Raw genomic sequence first — 18589 nt, 5'->3', positions numbered from 1 at the left:
GGACCCGCGCCCCGACGGACCCGCGCCCCGACGGACCGGCCGCCGGGCGACCGAGGACCCGCGCCCCGACGGACCGGCAGCAGGACGACCGAGGACGGGGAGCCGCTACTTGAGCGTCTGCCACACCTCGTCGGTGGCGATCGCGGACAGTTGGGCCTTGGTGAACGGAGGCGCGGAGAGCACAGGCGGCTTGTGCGGATACTCCGCGTTGTAGGACGTGACCGTCACCCGCAGGCCCTTCGCGGTCACGGTTTCGGCCGTCCACCCCACGGTGCCCGCGTGCTTGCCTGCCTCGTCCCGGGTGACGACCCTGCCGCCGTCCGCCGTGCCGTGGCCCAGCCGCACCCGCAGGAACGTCTTGGTGTTCGTCTGCTTGTCGCGCACGATCACATAGCCTTCGTCACCGCCGCCGCCCAGGCCGGCCGACGCGTACCCGGCCGGCACCAGGCCGCTGAGCGTCTCGAAGACCTCCCAGCTGTTCTGGACGGGGCGCGGGCTGGTGAACGCCTCGGCGTTCATGACGCCGTACTTGGTGAACGCCCCCTCCACGCTCGCCGCCAGCTCATCCAGTTGAAGAGGACTCAGCGGGGGTTCGTTCCGGGTGGGAGTGCCCGTCGGTGAGGGCGCGTTGTACTCGACCGCCTGGAGCAGAAAGCCGTCCGCCGAGATCCGGGTGGACTTCCAGACCTTCACCCCGGCGGATCCGCCGCCCACATGGCCCTGCTCGTTCTTCTCACCGAAGGCACCGACCTTGCACACGGAACCGGGCGTGGCCTTCGGGCACTTCAGCGACTGCCGGACCTTCGGATCCTTGGGGTCGACGCGCCGGGCGGAGATGGAGACGAGTGAGGCCCCGTAACTGTCGTCGTAGACGAGCGAGGCGTCGGCCGCGCCGGGACCGCCCATGTTGCTGGTGCCCCGCTGCTTGCTGAACTCCCCCTTCGGGAGGACCGGGAGACTGATCTCGAGCAGCTTGATCATCTGGTCGGCGTGCGCCCGCATGAAGGACGTGGGGTCCTCCTTCGGGCCGCTTCCGCCGGAGAGGCCGGGGGTGCGGGATGCGCCGTCCCGCGGGACAGAGGAGTGTGTCCGGGTCGGTGTCGCGTCCGCCACCGACGCACTGTCCTCCCCGGATCCGCCGGTGACGTACACCCCGGCCGTCCCCAGCGCGGCCAGCGTCAGCACGCCTCCGGTCAGGACCGTGGCACAGCGGCGGGCAGCCTTGCGGCGGCCCCGGAGTGCCCCCGCGGTGAGCAGGCCCCGCCCGTCGGCGACGAACGTGCCGCCGGTGCGCCGCATGATCTCACCGAGGTCGTTCTCGAAGCGGGTGTCGGGGGTCTCTTCGGTGTCGTTGTCGAGGGGCATGGCGGTTCACCATCTCCAGTCGGCGCAGGTGGGCCGGAGTTGAGGGAGGTCTTGGCTGGTAGGGATACGGCGGTGGGATCGTGGCTGCGGTGCGGACGGAACACCTGGCCGAGGCATCGGCGGCGAAGGCTCAGGTGACGGCGACGAGTTCGGCGAGACTGCCGCCGAGCTGGGCCCGTAGCCGTGCCAGCGCCCGCGACGCCCGGGTGCGTACGGCGGCCGAGCTGACGTTCATGGCGTCGGCCGTCTCCTCGATGCTGCGGTCCTCCCAGTAACGGAGCACCACCACGGCCCGGTCCTTCGGCGGCAGTTGCCCGAGCGCCTGGAGCAGCGCCAGCCGCAACAGCGGATCGCTTCCGGTGATGACCGGGGCGTCGGGCAGATCCGCCACCGGCCGTTCGTCCGCGGAACGCCTGCGCCGGTAGGTGAGGAAGGTCCGCACCAGAACGGTCTGGGCGTACGCGGCGGGGTTGTCCACCTGGGAGATCCGCCCCCACTTCAGATACATCCGGCCCAGCGTCTCCTGCACCAGATCCTCGGCGAGGTAGGTGTCACCACTGGTGAGGAGGCACGCGGAACGAAACAGATGTCCCGTGAGCCCGCCTGCGAACTCCATGAACCCGTCCTCGCGGGACTGTCTCATGCCTCCCCGTCCCCCCTGTTTCCCACCGCGACCGAAGGGCTCCGGCCCCCCACCTCATCGACGCGCCACCCTGGGCGAAATGTTGCACCGCCTTCTTCCCGGGTGGTGGCGGGGGTGCCTCCACCTGCGGTTCACCCCTCCAGATACGCCTCCGTCACCGCCAGCGCCGCCGCCATGATGCTCAGCTGCGGATTGACCTCCGGGCAGCCCGGCAGCACCGAGGCGTCGGCGATCAGCACGCCCGTCACGCCCCGCAGCATCCCGGTCTCGTCCGCCGGGGCGCGCTCCGGGCTGCTTCCCGCCGCGACCGTCCCCGTCGGGTGGTACGCCGACAGATGCAGCTGCCGCGCCGTGACCCCGGCGAGGACGGTGTCCAGCTGCGCCAGGTCACGGGCCCGGGGCGCGGCGGGAATGCCCGTGAGGACCTCCTCCGCACCCGCCGCGAACAGAAGCCGGCCCATCGCCCGTACCGAGCGCATGAGGCGGCCCGCGTCCCGCCGGTCCAGGTTGTAGCGGATCAGCGTGCGGTCGCGGCCGACGACCCGGCCCGAGGGGCGGTCGGCGATCATCGCGCCCAGGGTGGCGAGACGGTCGGTGGCCTCCAGTTCGCGGCGCAGTTCGCCGCCGAGGCCCGGGAGGACGAAGGAGCCCATCCCCGGCGGGGTCGCGGTCGCCTCGATCAGGACGCCGCCGTCGTGGAGTTCCTCGACGCCGACGCTCTGGAGGACCCCCTCCCAGGCGGTGACCGCTTCGGCGAAGCGCCCGGCCACGCTGGTGGCGGGGTGAACGCTCAGGTTCCGGCCGAGGCGCGGATGCCCGCCGAGTCCCGAGCGCCGCAGCAGGGGCGGTGACTGCAGGGCGCCCGCCGCGACGACCACCAGCGGGGCGAGGATCTCCAGCTCGCCGCCGTCCTCGCGGCGTACGAGAACTCCCGCGGCCCGCGCACCGCCCGGACGGTCGGCGTCCACCAGGATCCGGCGGACCCGGGCGCCCGTGACGATCCGCGCGCCCGCGGCGCACGCGTCGGGCAGCACGGACAGCTGCACGCTCTGCTTCGCGCCGGTGGGACAGCCCACCACGCACTGGCAGGAGCCCTTGCAGCCGGGAGCGTTGCGCCGCAGCGGCGAGGCCGCCCAGCCGAGGGCCTCGGCTCCGGCGAGTGCGAGCCGGCCGTTGTTGCCGAGGACGTCGAGGGGCTGCGGCGCGACCCGCAGTGTGCGTTCGGCCTCGTCGAGACAGGGGCCGAAGCGCTCCGCGGGCGAGAAGCCGAACTCGCTCGTCCAGCGGTCGAGGACATGGTCCGGAGTGCGGTAGCAGGTACCGGAGTTGACGACCGTCGTACCGCCGACGGCGCGGCCCACCGGCAGCAGCAGCGGCGGGTTGCCGAGCGCGACCGTGGCGCCGCCGTCGCGGTAGAGCTCGGCGAACCGGTCGAGCGGTGTGCGGCGGCCGAAGGAGGCCGTGGAGTGGTGGTGCCCCTCCTCCAGGACGACGACGTCGAGACCCGCGCGGGCGAGCGTCCGTGCGGCGGTCGCGCCGCCCGCACCCGAACCGATCACCACCGCGTCGGCGGTCGATCGGGCCGGCCACTCCCCGGCGGGGGTGCAGTCCAGCGGCGGATCCTCGGGTGCCGGGAAGAGCGGGCGGGGGCCCTGGTGCAGCATCCGCTCGGTGCCCGCGGCCAGCAGGACCGGCACCTTCAGGACATCGAGCAGCGGCAGCAGCGCGGGCCGGGCGCCGAGCGATCCCAGCACCGATTCCCGTTCGCCCGGGGTGAGTTCGGCGAGCCTGCGCCCGTCCCGTGCCAGGGCGTACGCGTCGAGGGCGCCGGCCGCCGCCCGCAGTCCGGCGCGCGCGGGCAGGGGCATCGAACCGAGGACGGTCTCCAGCCGCCGGGGCACCCGCGCGGGCCACCGCTCGGTGCCGTCGTCGGCGATGAGCGCGGCCACCAGACCGTCGAGGCTCATCGGGTGCCCACCTCGGCGTGCGCCGTGCCGTCGAGATGCCACTCCCGCTCCGTACGCCAGCCGCCCCACCACCGCTCCAACAGGACGTGGGCATCGGCGCGTTCACTGTTGCGGCAGACGGCCTGCGCACCGTCCGGGTCGGTGTAGCCGAGCGCGAGGGTGCGCTCGTCGGGCTGGGTGACCTCGACCCGGATACGCCGCAGCCCTGCGCGGCCGGTGACCGTCCAGGTGGGCAGGCCGATCTGCGAGCGGAAGCGCCACAGCCCGCCCCACCCGACCGCCGAGCGCTCCGCCCGCCGCGGCCAGGTCCGGCCGGAGCGGCGCAGCCTCAGAAAGACCAGCGGCGGCAGCCGGCGCAGACCGGGGCGCCGGGATACGGCGGTGACGATCTCCAGGACGTCCCCGCCGCCGAGGTCGGCATGCAGCCAGGCCCAGCGGTGCGCGTTGCCGTGGCCGTAGATCCGGGCGGACGCCCCGGGGGCGCCGGCCAGTCGCAGGGTCGTGCTCCCGTACGAGACGGTGCCGCCGTACAAGGCGCGCGCGGCCGGGAGGATCTGCGCGGCGGGCAGCAGCGGGCGGCGCCAGGACCAGCGGGGAAAGGTGAACAGGGGTGTGTCGGCCGCCTGTTCCGTCAGGTCCCAGCGCAGCTCACCTGCCGAACCGGTCAGCTGTCCGGGCACGGCCGAGATGCCGTCGGCGCTGAACCCGTGCTCGCCGCCCGCCCACTTCTCGGGGCCGAAGCGGGCGTGCCGCACCGGCTCGTCCTTGGGGAAGACCGCGGCCCAGCCGTGGGCGTACGGCTCCGATCCGTCGGCGGGCGCGGTGAGTTCGTGATGGAGCCACAGTCCGGTGCCGGTGGCCGGGTCGGTCGCCGTGGTGTACCAGACCTCGGTACGGCCGGGCTCGCCCCGCCACCGCGGCGCCATCAGACCGCCTCCGTCCACCGCGCGGGGGAAGCGGAAACCGGCGAGGAAGGGCAGCAGGCCGGTCGCCACGGGGAAGCGGAGCGTTCCTTCGCCGACCGGGGCCCCGTCCTCGTGGAGCGTGAAGGGCAGGACGGTCATCGACTTCACCGGGTGGCGCGGATTCACGGACTTCCAGCCGTCGAGGGTGAGGCGCCGGCCGTCGGCGGTGAAGGAGAGCCGGTAGCGGATGCGCCGCCTGGCCAGCGGCGATATCTCCAACTCCCCTGCGGCGGAAGAGTCGTCGGCCCGCCCGGCGATGCGGACACGGCCCGAGGCGTGTGCTTCGGTCGTGCCCAGGGGGCGCAGCACATGGTCGGCCGTGACACGCAGATCGAGCCGGATCGGGCGGCTGCGGTCCTCGCCGTCGAGGCGGACCGTGCCGAGCATGGTCTCGCTGAACGACGTTCCCCGTGCGCTCGTGCTTGCGCTGGTACGAGGTGGGCGCGTGCTCGTGCGGGGTGTATTCCTGCGCGGTGTCCTCATGCGAGCCCCTCCAGCATGATCCGTTCGGTGGCCGTCAGATACGCCTCGGCCGCCCGCCTCGCGGCACTCTCGTCACCGGCCGCGACGGCCTCGACCACCGGTGCCAGCCGGCGGTGCGCCGCCTGCGGATCGGTGAACGGGCCCACCAGGGCGGCCCGTACGGGCACGTAGGCGTTGAACAGGGTGTTGGTGAGCAGCACATAGACACGGTTGCCGGTGGCGCGGGCGAGCGCCCGATGCACGTCGATGTCGGCGAGCTGGACCGGGTCGCCGCCCTCGGCCGTCCGCAGCGCCTCCAGCAGCTCCCGCAGTTCGGCCCGCTGCCTCACTCCGGCTCTCCCCGCGGCACGTTCGGCGATCAACGCGCCGATGCTGCGCCGGACTTCGAAGATCTCACCGATCCAGTCGGGGCTGTGCCGCACCAGCATCGGCAGCAGATCGGCGCCGCCGAGCCGTGCGTAGTCGCGCACCCGGGTGCCGACCCCGTGCCGGGTCTCCAGCAGCCCGGCCTGGACGAGCCGGCCGAAAGCGTGCTTGAGGGTGGTGCGGGTGACGCCGTATCCGTCGGCGAGCTGCCGCTCGGGCGGCAGATAGCTGCCGGCGGGGTGCCGTCCGTCGAGGATGTCCTCGCGCAGCCGGGACTCCAGGACGTCGACGATGGTTTCGCGGGGCAGTGCCTCCACGCGTTCCCTCCCCGGGATTGAGTGGCTCAGTGGATGAGCCACTCAACCAATGCCGGGTCGCCGCCGTCAATGGCCCGGACAGCACCTGCCGTTGAGGAGCCCTCGGCGCAATCCCCGAATCGGGTACGGATGACCGCCCGGGTGATTCGAACTGCGCATCACGGCCGCCTCGCCCGGACCCTGCGGGCACACCGGCCGCGTGATCGAACTTTTGCTCGGCATGCACCCCGTTACGCCTCGCTGATCAGCAGCGTTGTTCAGACTCCAGCGCAGCACCCGACAGCCGAGGAGAGTTGATGCATCCCTCTACCCCTGTGATCGGCGTTCACCTGGCGTTCGAGTGGGACGGAAAGGAACTTCTGGGAGCGGGGTGGCGCGCATGAGGCGCCGCTCGCCCCGCACGATGGACACATCGGCGAACACATCGACCGACGCGTCGGACACCACGGGCACCACCGACTCGACGGACGGTTCATCGGACACCTCGACAGACGCATCGGCGGCGGGCGCGGAGGACGTGTCGGAGTCCGAACGCCTCCTCTTCGGCGGCCCCCTCCGCTACGACATGGGCTGGAACCAGCATCACGGCTCCTTCCTGGAACTCGACCTGCGCACGATGGTGGCGCGCATGCCCCGGCTGATCGCCTCCACGATCCGGCTGGCGCACCGCGCCGACCCGCGCGCGCTGCGCTGGGTCGCCGGCGCGGAACTCGGCGGCGGCATCGCCCAGGCCGTCGGGCTCGTCGCCGTCAGCCAGGTCCTCACGCACGTCCTGAACGGCGGCAGGACCAGCGAACGGCTCACCGAGGCCCTGCCCGCGTTCCTCGCGGTCGCGGTCACGGCCCTGATCGGCGCGCTGCTGCGGTCCGCCTCCACCGCCGGCACGGGCCGGCTGGAGCCCAAGGTCTACCGGGTGGCCACCGAGGAGTACCTGGAGCGGGTGGCGCGCGTCGAACTGGCCGCCGTCGAGGACGAGGAGTTCCACAAACTGCTGGACTCGGCGCAGTGGGGCGCCGAGTCGGCCCGCCGGATGATCAAGTTCTGTACGTCGGTGGTCACCGCGGCCATCTCGTTCATCGCCGCGGCGGGCGTACTGACCGTGCTCCACCCGGTCCTGCTCCCCCTCCTCGCCCTCATGACCCTGCCCAGCGCCTGGAGTTCACTGACGATCGCGCGCCGGCGCTATGTCTCCTTCCACACCTGGATCCAGCACGCCCGCGCCGGCCAGCTCCTCGGACGTCTGCTCATCGACGCCCAGGCCGCGGCCGAGGTACGCGTCCACAACATCGGCCCGTTCCTGCTCAGGCACTTCCGGACGATGGCCGAGACGGGTGAGAAGGAACAGACCCGCCTGGCCTCTCTCGCGGCCCGCACCGGCCTGGTCGCCTCCGGCTGGACGGGCATCACCACCGCGGCGACGTACGCCACCCTCGGCGCACTGCTGTGGACCGGAGCCATGGACCTGGCCGTCGCCGGCACCGCGGTCATCGCCGTCCGCACGGGCTCCGCCAACCTCGAAGGGCTGGTCGTGCAGCTCAATTTCCTCTACGAGGAAAGCCTGTTCGTCGCCGACCTCGACCGCCTGTGCCGGGAGGCCGACCGCCGTCTGATCCCCGCGTCCGGAGTCCCGCTGCCGGAGAAGGTCCGCACGATCCGCTTCGAGAACGTCTCCTTCACCTATCCGGGCACCACCGACGACAAGCCGGCGCTCATCGGCGTGGACGTCACGATCCCCGCCGGCCGGATCGTCGCCCTGGTCGGCAACAACGGCAGCGGCAAGTCCACCCTGGCCAAACTGCTCTGCGGCCTGTACGCCCCGGACTCGGGCCGCATCCTGTGGGACGACGTGGACACCACCGAGGCCGACCGGACCGCGCTGTTCGACCGTGTGGCCGTGGTGGCCCAGGACTTCTACCGCTGGCCCTTCACCGCCCGTATCAACGTGGCCATCGGCCGCCCCGAAGCCCCGCACGACGAACCGCTGCTGGACGCCGCGGCCGAATACGCGGGCGCCGACGAGACGGTGGCCTCGCTCCCCCGCGGCTGGGACACCCTGCTCGCCCGCGGCTACAAGGGCGGCCACCAGATCTCGGGCGGTCAGTGGCAACGCCTCGGCATCGCCCGCGCCCGCCACCGCGACGCCCAGATCCTGGTGGTCGACGAACCGACGAGCGCACTGGACGCGGAGGCGGAACAACGGGCCTTCGACCAGATCCGCGCGCTGTCGGCGGAGGGCCAGACGGTCATCCTGATCACCCACCGCCTGCACAGCGTCCGGCACGCGGACGAGATCTATGTCCTGGACGAGGGCAGCGTGACGGAACACGGCTCGTTCGACGAGCTGATGGCTGTGGAGGAGGGGGCGTTCCGCAAGATGTACCTGATCCAGTCGAGGCAGTACGTGCACGAGGGACCGGCACGGGTTCCGGGGCAGCGGGGGGAGGGTGTGCGGGAGGCGCCGGGGCGGGGGGGACTGAGCCGGCGTCGTCCGGGGTGACGGGGCGATGCACGGCCGCCGACCGTGCGTCGCGCCCTCGCGGAGATGTGGACGAGACGCCCGTACGGAAGAGCACGGGGAGCAGCGCTCGCCAAGCCGCTTCAGACGCTCGCGGGCTGTTCCAGCGCGACCACGACCATGACCGGGAGGTCGGCGTCCTGCTGTACGACACCGGCGGTGAGGACCTGGCCGTCCAGGGCCCACTTCCGCACGTCGATGAACTCGTCCCGGTCCTCCGCTGTCTGCTCGGCCGGAACGAGGTGCCCGGCGAGGGGGGATGCCTCGATCTCGGGGAGGAACCCGGACAGCACCTGCTCGCCCTCCTCGTAAACGGCGTCCAGGTCGTCGAAGTAGCCCGAGGCGTCGACATCACGGATCCACACGGCGAACGAGACGCTGACCGCCCCACCGCCGAACGTCTGGATCCAGCCCCCGACGCCGTCCTTGTCCCACGACGTCTCCACGCCGTCACGGGGCTTGCCCCCGGGCGTCCACTCCTGGGCCGAGAACCGCGCCGCCGCACCCTCGGCGGTCAGCGGGACGAGGGCCCGGAGTTCTTCCAGCATCGCGGTCACTGCGGCCATGGGCTGAGCGTGAGCGGGCTGGTCGTAGTAGTGCTCGCCCGCGACCAGCACCGAGGTGACGCGGACCGGAAGCCCTTGTGCGGTGCGGGGCACCTCTTGGCCGGTCTGGCGGGTGAAGCCGAGGGAGACGCCGGCAACGAACGGGTACTCGGCCTCGGAGGTGTTGACGGTCCAGCCACGCTCGGCCGCCCGGCGGAACAGGTCCTCGGCGGGGGTGGCGAAGACGTCGTCACCGTCGAGCAGGACCCGCACGTCCGCCTCCCGGCGCTCGCCCGGCCACCACAACTCGACTGCGGTGACTGCCTTGCCCGACTCCTCCAGCAGGATGTTGACGCGCACGTTCCCGCAGGAGGTGTAGATCGTCCTCTCGTCGTCGTCCTGCTCGACCTCGTGGGGCCCCCACGGGGACACCGCCGCGACGGCTTCGTCGAGGGACATGCCCAGCCGTACGGGGCCGGCGCCGTGGGGCGGGTCAAGAACGATGTCCACAGGTACTCCTTCTGCGCTTTGTTGGAGAATGTCGCACGCCCATCACCGATGACAACGCCGAGATCCTGGACCGGAACGCCCAGCGGCGAGCGACGGTCGAGGAGTTGGCGATCGTGCCGCGGAAGGGACACGGGGAACCGGCGTCGCCGCAAGGCGCTGAACGGGGGCGATCGACGCGATGCCGGCGACCCCTCACACCCCCGTCGGTACGGCTCTACCATCACCACCACCCTCGAGGTGTCGGCGTCCGGCTCCTTCCCGCCTGATCGTCAATCACCTCGAGCCGCCGCCCCCGACCCAGGACAGGTCGGTGCGGTTCCATCAGGTCCGCGCGGTCGACGCGGCTGACTGACCCGGCGTCGCGATGCAGCCTCGCCGCTGGCGGCCTAGCGTGGAAGCATGGCCGATATACCAGCGACGGCCCGTCTCGTGGGAACGGTCCGCACACGCGAGCCCTCATTGATGCAGAAGCTGCTGCTGAAGCCCCTCGATTTCGGCTGCCGACCGGTGGTGACCGAGGAGCCGGACGGCGCGTTGTCGGTTGGTGTCATTGCCAGCAGCGAGCAGATGCAATCGCTGAGACAGGACGGATACGACGTCTCGGTCCACGTGGCGCAGTCCGCGGACGAGCCACCGGCAGACGTCGGGAAGGGCGACAGGTTCGCGGAAGGGCGAATTGCGCTGGAAGGCCTCGGGGAGAAGGTCCGCGACGATGAGGAGTCGGCGCCATGACCCACCTGGCACTTGACCGGTATCTCAACGTCGGCGAAGTGGATTCCGCCCTCTCAGGACTGGCTGCCGAGTACCCCGACCTGTCGCGCCGCGTCACGCTGCCGTACACGACCTTCGAGGGACGCCGGTGCCGCGCTCTGGTCATTGGGGACAGCAGCTTCCTGGGCAACCTCCTGAACCGGCCGCGTAAGCCATGCGTGTTCTTCACCGCCTGTGCACACGCGCGTGAATGGGGCGGTGCCGAGATCTGCCTGTCGTTCGCCGCGGACCTGCTGGAGGCGTACAAGACGGGTGCCGGCCTCCGCTACGGAGGAGCCTTCTACGACAAGGACACCATCAGACGCATCATCGATGAGCTGTATGTCGTCGTCCTTCCGTGCGTGAACCCCGACGGGCGCAATTTTTCGCAGACTTACCACGCGGAAGCGACCCCAGAAGCCCGCTACAACCGCGAGATGTGGCGCAAGAACCGCTCGCCCCGAGGAAATGGCGTCGGGGTGGACATCAACCGCAACCACTCGTTCCTCTGGGACTTCCGCCGGTACTTCTCCCCGTACGCGAACAAGAGCTCTCTGGCGTCGGACAACCCCGGGAACGACCTCTTCCACGGCCACACTCCGAATTCTGAACCAGAGACGCGGAACATCCACTGGCTGTTCGACCGGATCGACAAGTGGCCCCCGCTGGTGTGGTCGACTCCGTTCGGCAGCCTGGCACCGCATTGGTACGTCGACATCCACAGCTTCAGCAACACGGTGATGCACGTGTGGGGGCACGACGAAAACCAGATGCGGGACCCCTTCACGACCTTCGCGACGTCTCGGTACGACGGCAAGCGAGGCACCTCGTGCAGGCAGAACGAGCCGGCCGCAGGGCCGCAGGGCTGCTCGTACGCGGAGTTCATCGAAGCTGAGGACGAGGCAGTGGTGTCGGGCGGCGCCGCGATCATGGCGGAGGCCATCGGCAAGGTCCGGGGTGTGACCTACGACGACATCCAGTCGTTCTGGCTGAAGGCTCCCAGCATCTCCAACGACAAAATGCCCTACCCGACGTCCGGTACCGTCACGGACTACGCCTACAGTCGCCACCTGACCAGCAACGCCGTCAAGGCGCACGCGCTCGTCGTCGAGTTCGGCAGGTATTACACGGACGACTTCCCCAGGAGTTTCCACCCTCCGTGGCAGGAGATGGCAGAGATCATCAAGGAAGTCAGTTCAGGCATGACGGCCCTCTGCCACAACGCCCTCACGCACCCGACGAGCCCCGGCCCTCTCGGGCCGGTCCAGAAGCCGTGGGACTGGCCTTGGAAGATCTGGGTGCACCGGATCGAGAAGATCCCGGACATGCTCAAGCCACTGGCCAAAGAGGCGGTGCGGTTCACCGCGGCGGCGGTTCAGAAGAACCTGAGGAACATGTGAGCACGGCTCATTCCTGTCACCCTTCGCAGAAGAGCCGGCACGCCGTCCCGATCACGCCTGTCCTGCCCGTTCCTGCCTGACCAAAGGGCCGGACAAGATGCGCGCAAGCCGCCGCCGCGGAGCGATGACATGAGCATCACGTCGTGCTCTCACGGCCGACGAGCGCGCCGACCACGAGGAGTTCAGGAACTGCTCGCCGAGGCGGGAATCGAGGACCAGGACTCAGACCGGGGACCGCAGGGCGGCCTGTCACCGCATTCGGTAAAAGCAAAAGCCCCAGGTCACGGCGAGTGAGTCCTGAGGCTTCCACAGAGCCGCCTTCGGGATTCGAACCCGAGACCTACGCATTACGAGTGCGTTGCTCTGGCCAACTGAGCTAAGGCGGCAAGCTACCTGCGGCGATACCCGTCCTCGCGAGAACACGTTCGCATCAGCAGCGGCGCCAAGTCTACAGGGTTGTTTCGGGTGCCCCGAACCACCCCCGGGAGCCCCCGCCGCGGCCCCCGGGTCACCCCGCCCCGCGTCAGCTGCAGGTCTTGTTCTTCGGCGGGGTGGTGCCCTCCAGCAGGTAGGTGTTGATCGCCGTGTCCACGCAGTCGCTGCCCCGCCCGTATGCCGTGTGTCCGTCGCCCTCGTACGTCAGCAGCGTGCCCGACGAGAGCTGGCCGGCCAGGCCCTGCGCCCACTTGTAGGGGGTCGCGGGGTCGCGCGTCGTGCCGACGACCACGATCGGGGCCGCTCCCTTCGCCTCGATGCGGTGCGGCTTGCCCGTGGCGGGGACCGGCCAGTAGGCGCAGTTCAGCGAGGCCCAGGCGAAGCCACGGCCGAAGACCGGGGACGCCTTCTCGAACTCCGGAAGGGCCGACTGGACCGCCGACGGGCCGCCGAAGGCCGGGGGCAGGTCCACGCAGTTCACGGCGGCGTTGGCGTACATCAGGTTCGCGTACGAGCCGTCGCCCTCGCGCTCGTAGTAGCTGTCCGCCAGGGACAGGAGCGGCGCGCCCTGGCCCGCCATCGCGTCGGTGAGGGCCTGGCGGAGCTGCGGCCAGGCCGCCTCGTCGTACATCGCGGCGATCACTCCCGTCGTCGCCAGCGACTCCCCCAGCGCGCGGCTCTCGCCGGTCGGGACGGGCTGGGCGTCGAGCTCGGTGAAGAAGGCCTTGAGCCGGGTGGACGCGTCCGCCGCGGACGTGTTGCCGAGCGGGCAGTCCGGCTGCTTGACGCAGTCGGCGGCGAAGGACTGGAACGCCGTCTCGAACCCGGCGGTCTGGTCGCGGTTCATCTGTCGCGACGGCAGCGACGGGTCCATCGCACCGTCGAGGACGAGGCGGCCTGTGCGGTCGGGGAAAAGCTCGGCGTACGTGGCGCCGAGGAAGGTGCCGTACGAAGCGCCGACGTACGAGAGCTTCTTGTCGCCCAGCACGGACCGCAGGATGTCCATGTCACGCGCCGCGTCCACCGTGGACACATGCGGAAGGATCTTGCCGGAACGCTGCTCGCAGCCCGCCGCGAAGTTCTTGAGCGCCCCGGACAGCTTGGTGGCCTCGGCGGCGTCGTCGGGGGTCTGGTCGACCTGCGTGTACGCGTCCATCTCCTTGCCCGTGAGGCATTCGACGGGTTCGCTGCGGGCGACCCCGCGGGGGTCGATGGCGACCATGTCGTACTGGGCGCGCACCGGCGCCGGGTAGCCGACGCCCGCGTAGCTCTGGAGATAGCCGATCGCCGAGCCGCCGGGCCCGCCCGGGTTGACCTGGAGCGAGCCGAGGCGCTTGCCCGGGCCCGTGGCCTTCTTGCGGGCGACGGCCAGTTTCACGGAGTCGCCGTCCGGCTTCGCGTAGTCGAGGGGGGCCTTCATCGTGGAGCACTCGAAGCCCTCGACTCCGCAGGCCCGCCACTTCAGCTTCTGCGCGTAGTACGGCTGGAGAGCGGCGCTCGGGGCCGGGCCGCCGCTCGGTGTGGACCCGGCGGCGCTGGAGGACGAATTCCCGTCCGTACAGCCGGAGATCAGCAGGCCGGCGGTCGCCAGCGTGAGGGCGGACTTGCGGAACCAGCGCCTTGTGTCCATGCCCGGAGCGTAGGCGACGAGACCGGAAGATGCCCGTCCGCGCGCGTACGAGTGAGCCGGTCAACCACGGACGGCCCCACCGTCCGGGAGCCGTCGTCGGTGCGATGAAAGGCCGCCGCCCCGCCCGGTCAGCCCGCCCGCAGCGCCATCGTCATCGCCTCGACCGCCAGCAGAGGCGCCACATTCGCCTCCAGCGCCTCTCGGCACGCGGTGATCGCCTCTATCCGGCGCAGGGTGCGCTCGGGGGTGGACGATCCGACGATCCGGTCCAGCGCGTCCTGTACGTCTCCGTTGGCGATCGCGATGCCGGAGCCGAGCTGGAGCGCGAGGACGTCGCGGTAGAAACCGGTCAGGTCGCTGAGGGCGAGGTCCAGGGTGTCGCGCTGCGTCCGTGTCTTGCGGCGCTTCTGCCGGTCCTCCAGGTCCTTCATGACGCCCGCGGTCCCCCGCGGCATCCGGCCGCCCTGTGCCGCGCCGAGTGCCGCCTTCAGCTCCTCGGTCTCCTTGGTGTCGACCTCGTCCGCGACCTGCTTGGCGTCCTCGGCCGCGGCGTCGATCAGTTCCTGCGCGGCCTTCAGACAGCCTCCGACGTCGTCCACACGCAGCGGCAGCTTGAGCACGGTGGCCCTGCGCGCTCGGGCCTTCTCGTCGGTCGCGAGGCGGCGCGCTCGCCCGATGTGGCCCTGCGTGGCCCGCGCGGCCGCGGCCGCCACGCCGGGCTCGATGCCGTCCCGCCGGATCAGCACATCGGCGACGGCGTCGACCGGCGGTGTACGCAGGGTGAGGTGCCGGCAGCGCGAGCGGATGGTCGGCAGCACGTCTTCCAGCGACGGCGCGCACAGCAGCCACACGGTGCGGGGTGCGGGCTCCTCCACGGCCTTCAGCAGGACGTTGCCGGCGCCCTCGGTGAGCCGGTCGGCGTCCTCCAGGATGATCACCTGCCAGCGGCCGACGGCAGGGGAGAGCTGGGCGCGGCGGACGAGCTCGCGGGTCTCCTTGACGCCGATGGACAGCATGTCGGTGCGGACGACGTCGACGTCGGCATGTGTCCCCACGAGGGCGGTGTGACAGCCGTCGCAGAATCCGCATCCGGGCGCCGCGCCGAGGGCCCGGTCGGGGCTGACGCACTGGAGCGCGGCGGCGAACGCACGCGCCGCGGTGGACCGTCCCGATCCCGGCGGACCGGTGAACAGCCAGGCATGGGTCATCTTCGAAGCCTCGGGGGCGGCTTCACCGCGGGACTCGGCGGTGACCAGGGTGTCGGCGTCCTGCGCGGCGGCACCGAGCTGCACCTGCACCCGGTCCTGTCCGACCAGTTCGTCCCACACGGTCATGCGCCGTCACCTGCCTTTGTCCTGGGGCTCCCATTGTGGGGCAGGGGTCCGACACTCAGCGCACGCGCTCGATCGCATGAGTGCACGAAAGCGAGCTTGGAGGGAGCCAAAATCCCTGAGCACCGGGCCGTCCCGGGGCCGGGCCGAGCCCGGCCCCCGGACGGAGGTGGCGACAACACGCCTCAGCGGCCGCCGCGCCCCCGGCGCCCGTTGTCGTCCTCGTCGTGCGGACCCAGCAGTTCGTCCGCCAGCGTCGGCAGATCGTCCAGCGGGGTCTCCTCCGCCCAGTCCGAGCGCCGCCGCGGGCGGCCCGTCGCCGGGTCGACCTGCGGGAGTTCACGCGTGCGGTCCGAGCCGCCCTCCTGCGCCGGCCCGCGATCCTGCACCGGCTCCTGGTCCCGCACCGGCGGAAGAACGGCCGTCTCGTCCGCGTCCCGCACCTGGGGGATCACCGCGGTTTCGTCCGCGTCCCGCACCGGCGGAACCGGCGGAATCACCGCGGTCTCCTCCGCGTCCCGCACCGGCCGCAGCACAGCCGTCTCGTCGTTGTTCCGCACCGGCGGGAGAACCGCCGTCTCGTCCGCCGCGGCCGTCGGAGGCTGTGGCACTTCCTGCGTCACCTCGTCCGGCCGCACGACGGGCGTGGGAGCCGTCACCTCGGCGGCAGGCGCGGCAGCCGCTGCCGCCGCCTCCGCCAGCCGGCGCGCCTCCTCCGCCCGCAGCAGGGCCTCCTCGGCCTTGCGCTGCTTCTCCAGACGACGCTCGTCGGCCTCGGCCCGCAGCCGGGCCTCCTCCTCCGCCTGCTTGCGCCGGCGCTCTTCCTCCTCGCGGCGGGTCTTCTCCTCGGCCTCGCGGCGCTTGCGCTCCTCCTCCGCGAGGCGTCGCGCCTCCTCGGCCCGCTGCCGGGCCTCCTCCGCCTGCCGTTCGGCCTCGCGCTGCCGCGCCTCCTCCAGCTCGCGGCGCTTGCGCTCCTCCTCCTCGGCACGGAGCTTGGCCAGCTGTTCCTGGCGCTCGCGCTCGAGACGCTCCTCCTCCGCCTTGCGCGCGGCCTCTTCCTCGGCCTTGCGGCGGGCTTCCTCCTCGGCCGCCTTGCGGGCCTCCTCCTGCGCCTTGATCTCGGCGTCGGACAGGGGCAGCAGCTGGTCGAGGCGGTGGCGTACGACGGTGGTGACGGCCTCCGGCTCCTGGCCCGCGTCCACCACCAGGTAGCGCCCCGGGTCGGCGGCGGCGAGCGTCAGGAAGCCCGACCGCACCCGCTGGTGGAACTCCGCCGGCTCGGACTCCAGCCGGTCGGGCGCTTCCGTGAAGCGTTCCCGCGCGGCCTCCGGCGAGACGTCGAGCAGCACCGTCAGATGCGGTACGAGCCCGTCCGTGGCCCAGCGCGAGATCCGTGCGATCTCGGTGGGCGACAGGTCGCGGCCGGCGCCCTGGTAGGCGACGGAGGAGTCGATGTAGCGGTCGGAGATGACGATGGCGCCGCGTTCCAGCGCGGGCCGGACGACCGATCCGACGTGTTCGGCGCGGTCCGCGGCGTAGAGCAGTGCCTCGGCGCGGTTCGACAGACCGGCGGACGAGACGTCGAGCAGGATGGACCGCAGCCGCTTGCCGACCGGCGTCGCGCCCGGCTCGCGGGTGACGACGACCTCGTGGCCCTTGGCGCGGATCCACTGGGCGAGGGCCTCGACCTGGGTGGACTTCCCGGCTCCGTCACCGCCCTCTATCGCGATGAAGAACCCGGTGCCGGCGGGTGCCACGGCCGGGTCGGCCCCGCCGCGCAGCGCGTCACGCAGATCGCGGCGCAACGGAACGCCTGAGCGGTCGTCGGTCTTGGCGAGGACGATCGCGGCGACGGGCAGCAGGAGCGCGCCCACCAGCATCAGGGTGAATCCGGCGCCGCCATGGGCGAAGACGAAGTCTCCGCTCGCCAGCCGGTGCGGCCCGATGGCCGCGGCGAGCAGGGGGGCCGCGACCGCGCCGACGGCGATGGCGACCCGGACGACGGCCTGGAGGTGGTCGGTGATCCGGGCCCGGCGGAAGTCCTCCGCTTCCTGGTCGATGAGCGTGTGGCCGATGTTCGCGGCAACTCCGGCCGAGAAGCCCGCGAGCAGCGCGAGCAGCAGCACGGTCGCCGTGTCCGGCACGAGCCCCATCGCGAGCAGCGCCACTCCGGTGACCGTGAGGGCCAGGACCAGGAGGCGGCGGCGCGAGAGCGACGGCAGGACCGACGCGGCACCCCGGATGCCGAGCCCCGTGCCGCCGGTCAGCACGAGGACCAGCAGGGCGAACGCGGCGGGTCCGCCACCGAGGTCGACCGCGTGCAGGACGGCGACGGCGACGGCCGACGAGATCGCCGCGGCGACCGCGGCACAGGCGAGGACGAACAGCGGTATGGCTCCGGTGCGCCCCTTGTCGAGGGTGCCCCCGGTGGACGGCCGTCGCAGCCCTTCGAGCGGCGAGCGCGGCCTCGCCGTCGAGGAGCCGGGCAGCTCGATGAAGTACAGCGTCGACACGGAGGCGGCGAAGAGTCCGGCGGCGACGTACGACCCGAGGGCCGCCTGGTGCAGCGAGAACCAGTCCAGGCCGGTGGCGAGGAGGTTGCCGATCAGGGTCGCGACCAGCAGCACCGCGGCGCCGAGGGGAATGACGGCGAAACCGGTGCGCAGCCAGAGCCGGCGCAGCGCGTCGAGGTGGTCGGGCAGCGGGCGTACCGCCGCGCCCTCCGGCGGCGGGGCGGGCAGCAGCGCGGGCGCGGCACCGTCGCGGGCGACGGTCCAGAAGCGCTCGGCGACTCCCGCGACGAACACGGTGATCAGCAGGATCGCCGCCGCGTTGTCGAGGGTCCAGTCCACCCACAGCGGGGCGACGATCAGCAGAACGGCCCGCAGTCCGTCCGCCCCGATCATGGTCCAGCGGCGGTCGAGCGGGCCCTTGGGCGAGGTGAGGGTCGTCAGCGGACCCAGCAGAACGGCTCCGAAGAGCAGCGTGGCGAGGACGCGGGCGCCGAGAACGGCGGCGACGGCGAACGCCGCGCCCCGATAACCGTCGCCGAACGTGCCCGCCAGCACCGCCGCCTGAAGGGTCAGCAGCAGAAGGACGAACACGGAAAGGGCGTCGCCGATACCGCCCACGATCTGCGCGTTCCAGAGTCTCCTCAACGGAGGGAAGCGCAGGAGAGCGCGCACTGCGCGCTCACGGGAGTCTGCGGCAAGGGTGTCGGAGTCTGAGGCAGTCTCTGAGGCGGTGCTCACGACCGCCTGCTGCTCGGCTGGCTGCTCGGCTCGCGTCATCCGCCCAGCCTATCCGGAGCGTACGACTCCCCGGAGGCCCGTCCGAACAAACGGGCGCTTTGTACGGAGGGGTCGGC

At 71.7% G+C, this 18589-nt stretch carries 12 protein-coding genes and 1 tRNA gene; 3 read left to right on the top strand and 10 right to left on the bottom strand.

Annotated elements, in window-relative coordinates; genetic code table 11:
- Positions 1-105: 105 nt before the first annotated feature.
- The 5 genes from OHA05_RS19925 to OHA05_RS19905 all read right to left on the bottom strand — a co-directional run bounded on the left by OHA05_RS19925 (position 106) and on the right by OHA05_RS19905 (position 6106).
- Complete coding sequence (locus OHA05_RS19925; RefSeq protein ID WP_328861339.1) at positions 106-1365, bottom strand: hypothetical protein; 1260 nt, start codon at positions 1363-1365, stop codon at positions 106-108.
- A gap of 130 nt (positions 1366-1495) precedes the next feature.
- Positions 1496-2008 carry a SigE family RNA polymerase sigma factor gene (locus tag OHA05_RS19920; RefSeq protein WP_328861338.1) on the bottom strand — a complete coding sequence of 171 codons (513 nt, stop codon included), beginning with the start codon at positions 2006-2008 and terminating at the stop codon, positions 1496-1498.
- 131 nt (positions 2009-2139) lie between these two features.
- Positions 2140-3975: a GMC family oxidoreductase gene (locus OHA05_RS19915; RefSeq protein ID WP_328861337.1), complete on the bottom strand. Its 1836-nt coding sequence runs from the start codon at positions 3973-3975 to the stop codon at positions 2140-2142.
- Positions 3972-5327 carry a hypothetical protein gene (locus tag OHA05_RS19910; RefSeq protein ID WP_328861336.1) on the bottom strand — a complete coding sequence of 452 codons (1356 nt, stop codon included), beginning with the start codon at positions 5325-5327 and terminating at the stop codon, positions 3972-3974. Before OHA05_RS19910 ends, OHA05_RS19915 begins: the two co-directional genes overlap by 4 nt.
- A 92-nt stretch (positions 5328-5419) precedes the next feature.
- A complete protein-coding gene (locus OHA05_RS19905) occupies positions 5420-6106 on the bottom strand; it encodes a FadR/GntR family transcriptional regulator (RefSeq protein ID WP_328861335.1) in 687 nt (228 codons plus the stop codon).
- A gap of 565 nt (positions 6107-6671) precedes the next feature.
- On the opposite strand from OHA05_RS19905, the gene OHA05_RS19900 reads away from it, so the two are divergent.
- Entirely contained in the window at positions 6672-8603 is a 1932-nt protein-coding gene (locus OHA05_RS19900) for an ABC transporter ATP-binding protein (RefSeq protein ID WP_328863428.1), read from the top strand.
- A 101-nt stretch (positions 8604-8704) separates the two neighbouring features.
- Here OHA05_RS19900 and OHA05_RS19895 read toward each other — a convergent pair whose 3' ends face one another.
- Positions 8705-9676, bottom strand: coding sequence for a hypothetical protein (locus OHA05_RS19895; RefSeq protein ID WP_328861334.1), 972 nt, complete (start codon positions 9674-9676; stop codon positions 8705-8707).
- Between the two features lie 462 nt (positions 9677-10138).
- Here OHA05_RS19895 and OHA05_RS19890 point away from each other — a divergent pair, with 462 nt between their 5' ends.
- Both OHA05_RS19890 and OHA05_RS19885 read left to right on the top strand, forming a co-directional pair.
- The gene (locus tag OHA05_RS19890) at positions 10139-10408 is read left to right on the top strand and encodes a hypothetical protein (protein ID WP_328861333.1); all 270 of its coding nucleotides are present in this window, start codon (positions 10139-10141) and stop codon (positions 10406-10408) included.
- Positions 10405-11826, top strand: a complete 1422-nt coding sequence (locus tag OHA05_RS19885) for a M14 family zinc carboxypeptidase (protein WP_328861332.1) — start codon at positions 10405-10407, stop codon at positions 11824-11826. Before OHA05_RS19890 ends, OHA05_RS19885 begins: the two co-directional genes overlap by 4 nt.
- Before the next feature lie 312 nt (positions 11827-12138).
- On the opposite strand, the gene OHA05_RS19880 is transcribed toward OHA05_RS19885, so the two are convergent.
- From OHA05_RS19880 to tmk, 4 genes are all read right to left on the bottom strand, one after another.
- A tRNA-Thr gene (locus tag OHA05_RS19880) sits at positions 12139-12212 on the bottom strand.
- 137 nt (positions 12213-12349) lie between these two features.
- Positions 12350-13891, bottom strand: coding sequence for an alpha/beta hydrolase (locus OHA05_RS19875; RefSeq protein ID WP_313944992.1), 1542 nt, complete (start codon positions 13889-13891; stop codon positions 12350-12352).
- Positions 13892-14019: 128 nt separating this feature from the next.
- Complete coding sequence (locus OHA05_RS19870) at positions 14020-15225, bottom strand: DNA polymerase III subunit delta' (RefSeq protein WP_313944993.1); 1206 nt, start codon at positions 15223-15225, stop codon at positions 14020-14022.
- Positions 15226-15407: 182 nt separating this feature from the next.
- Positions 15408-18512, bottom strand: coding sequence for a dTMP kinase (gene tmk, locus OHA05_RS19865; protein WP_328861331.1), 3105 nt, complete (start codon positions 18510-18512; stop codon positions 15408-15410).
- Between the last annotated feature and the right edge of the window lie 77 nt (positions 18513-18589).

It is taken from the genome of Streptomyces sp. NBC_00306, assembly GCF_036169555.1.
Lineage (GTDB): Bacteria > Actinomycetota > Actinomycetes > Streptomycetales > Streptomycetaceae > Streptomyces > Streptomyces achmelvichensis.
This window is presented reverse-complemented; position numbering and strand designations above follow the sequence as displayed.

What these genes read in the sequence shown, in the direction of transcription:
- OHA05_RS19925 (WP_328861339.1), bottom strand. Translation starts at nt 1,365, where the DNA reads ATGCCCCTCGACAACGACACCGAAGAGACCCCCGACACCCGCTTCGAG.
- OHA05_RS19920 (WP_328861338.1), bottom strand. Translation starts at nt 2,008, where the DNA reads ATGAGACAGTCCCGCGAGGACGGGTTCATGGAGTTCGCAGGCGGGCTC.
- OHA05_RS19915 (WP_328861337.1), bottom strand. Translation starts at nt 3,975, where the DNA reads ATGAGCCTCGACGGTCTGGTGGCCGCGCTCATCGCCGACGACGGCACC.
- OHA05_RS19910 (WP_328861336.1), bottom strand. Translation starts at nt 5,327, where the DNA reads ATGCTCGGCACGGTCCGCCTCGACGGCGAGGACCGCAGCCGCCCGATC.
- OHA05_RS19900 (WP_328863428.1), top strand. Translation starts at nt 6,672, where the DNA reads ATGGGCTGGAACCAGCATCACGGCTCCTTCCTGGAACTCGACCTGCGC.
- OHA05_RS19890 (WP_328861333.1), top strand. Translation starts at nt 10,139, where the DNA reads ATGCAGAAGCTGCTGCTGAAGCCCCTCGATTTCGGCTGCCGACCGGTG.
- OHA05_RS19885 (WP_328861332.1), top strand. Translation starts at nt 10,405, where the DNA reads ATGACCCACCTGGCACTTGACCGGTATCTCAACGTCGGCGAAGTGGAT.
- OHA05_RS19875 (WP_313944992.1), bottom strand. Translation starts at nt 13,891, where the DNA reads ATGGACACAAGGCGCTGGTTCCGCAAGTCCGCCCTCACGCTGGCGACC.
- OHA05_RS19870 (WP_313944993.1), bottom strand. Translation starts at nt 15,225, where the DNA reads ATGACCGTGTGGGACGAACTGGTCGGACAGGACCGGGTGCAGGTGCAG.
- tmk (WP_328861331.1), bottom strand. Translation starts at nt 18,512, where the DNA reads ATGACGCGAGCCGAGCAGCCAGCCGAGCAGCAGGCGGTCGTGAGCACC.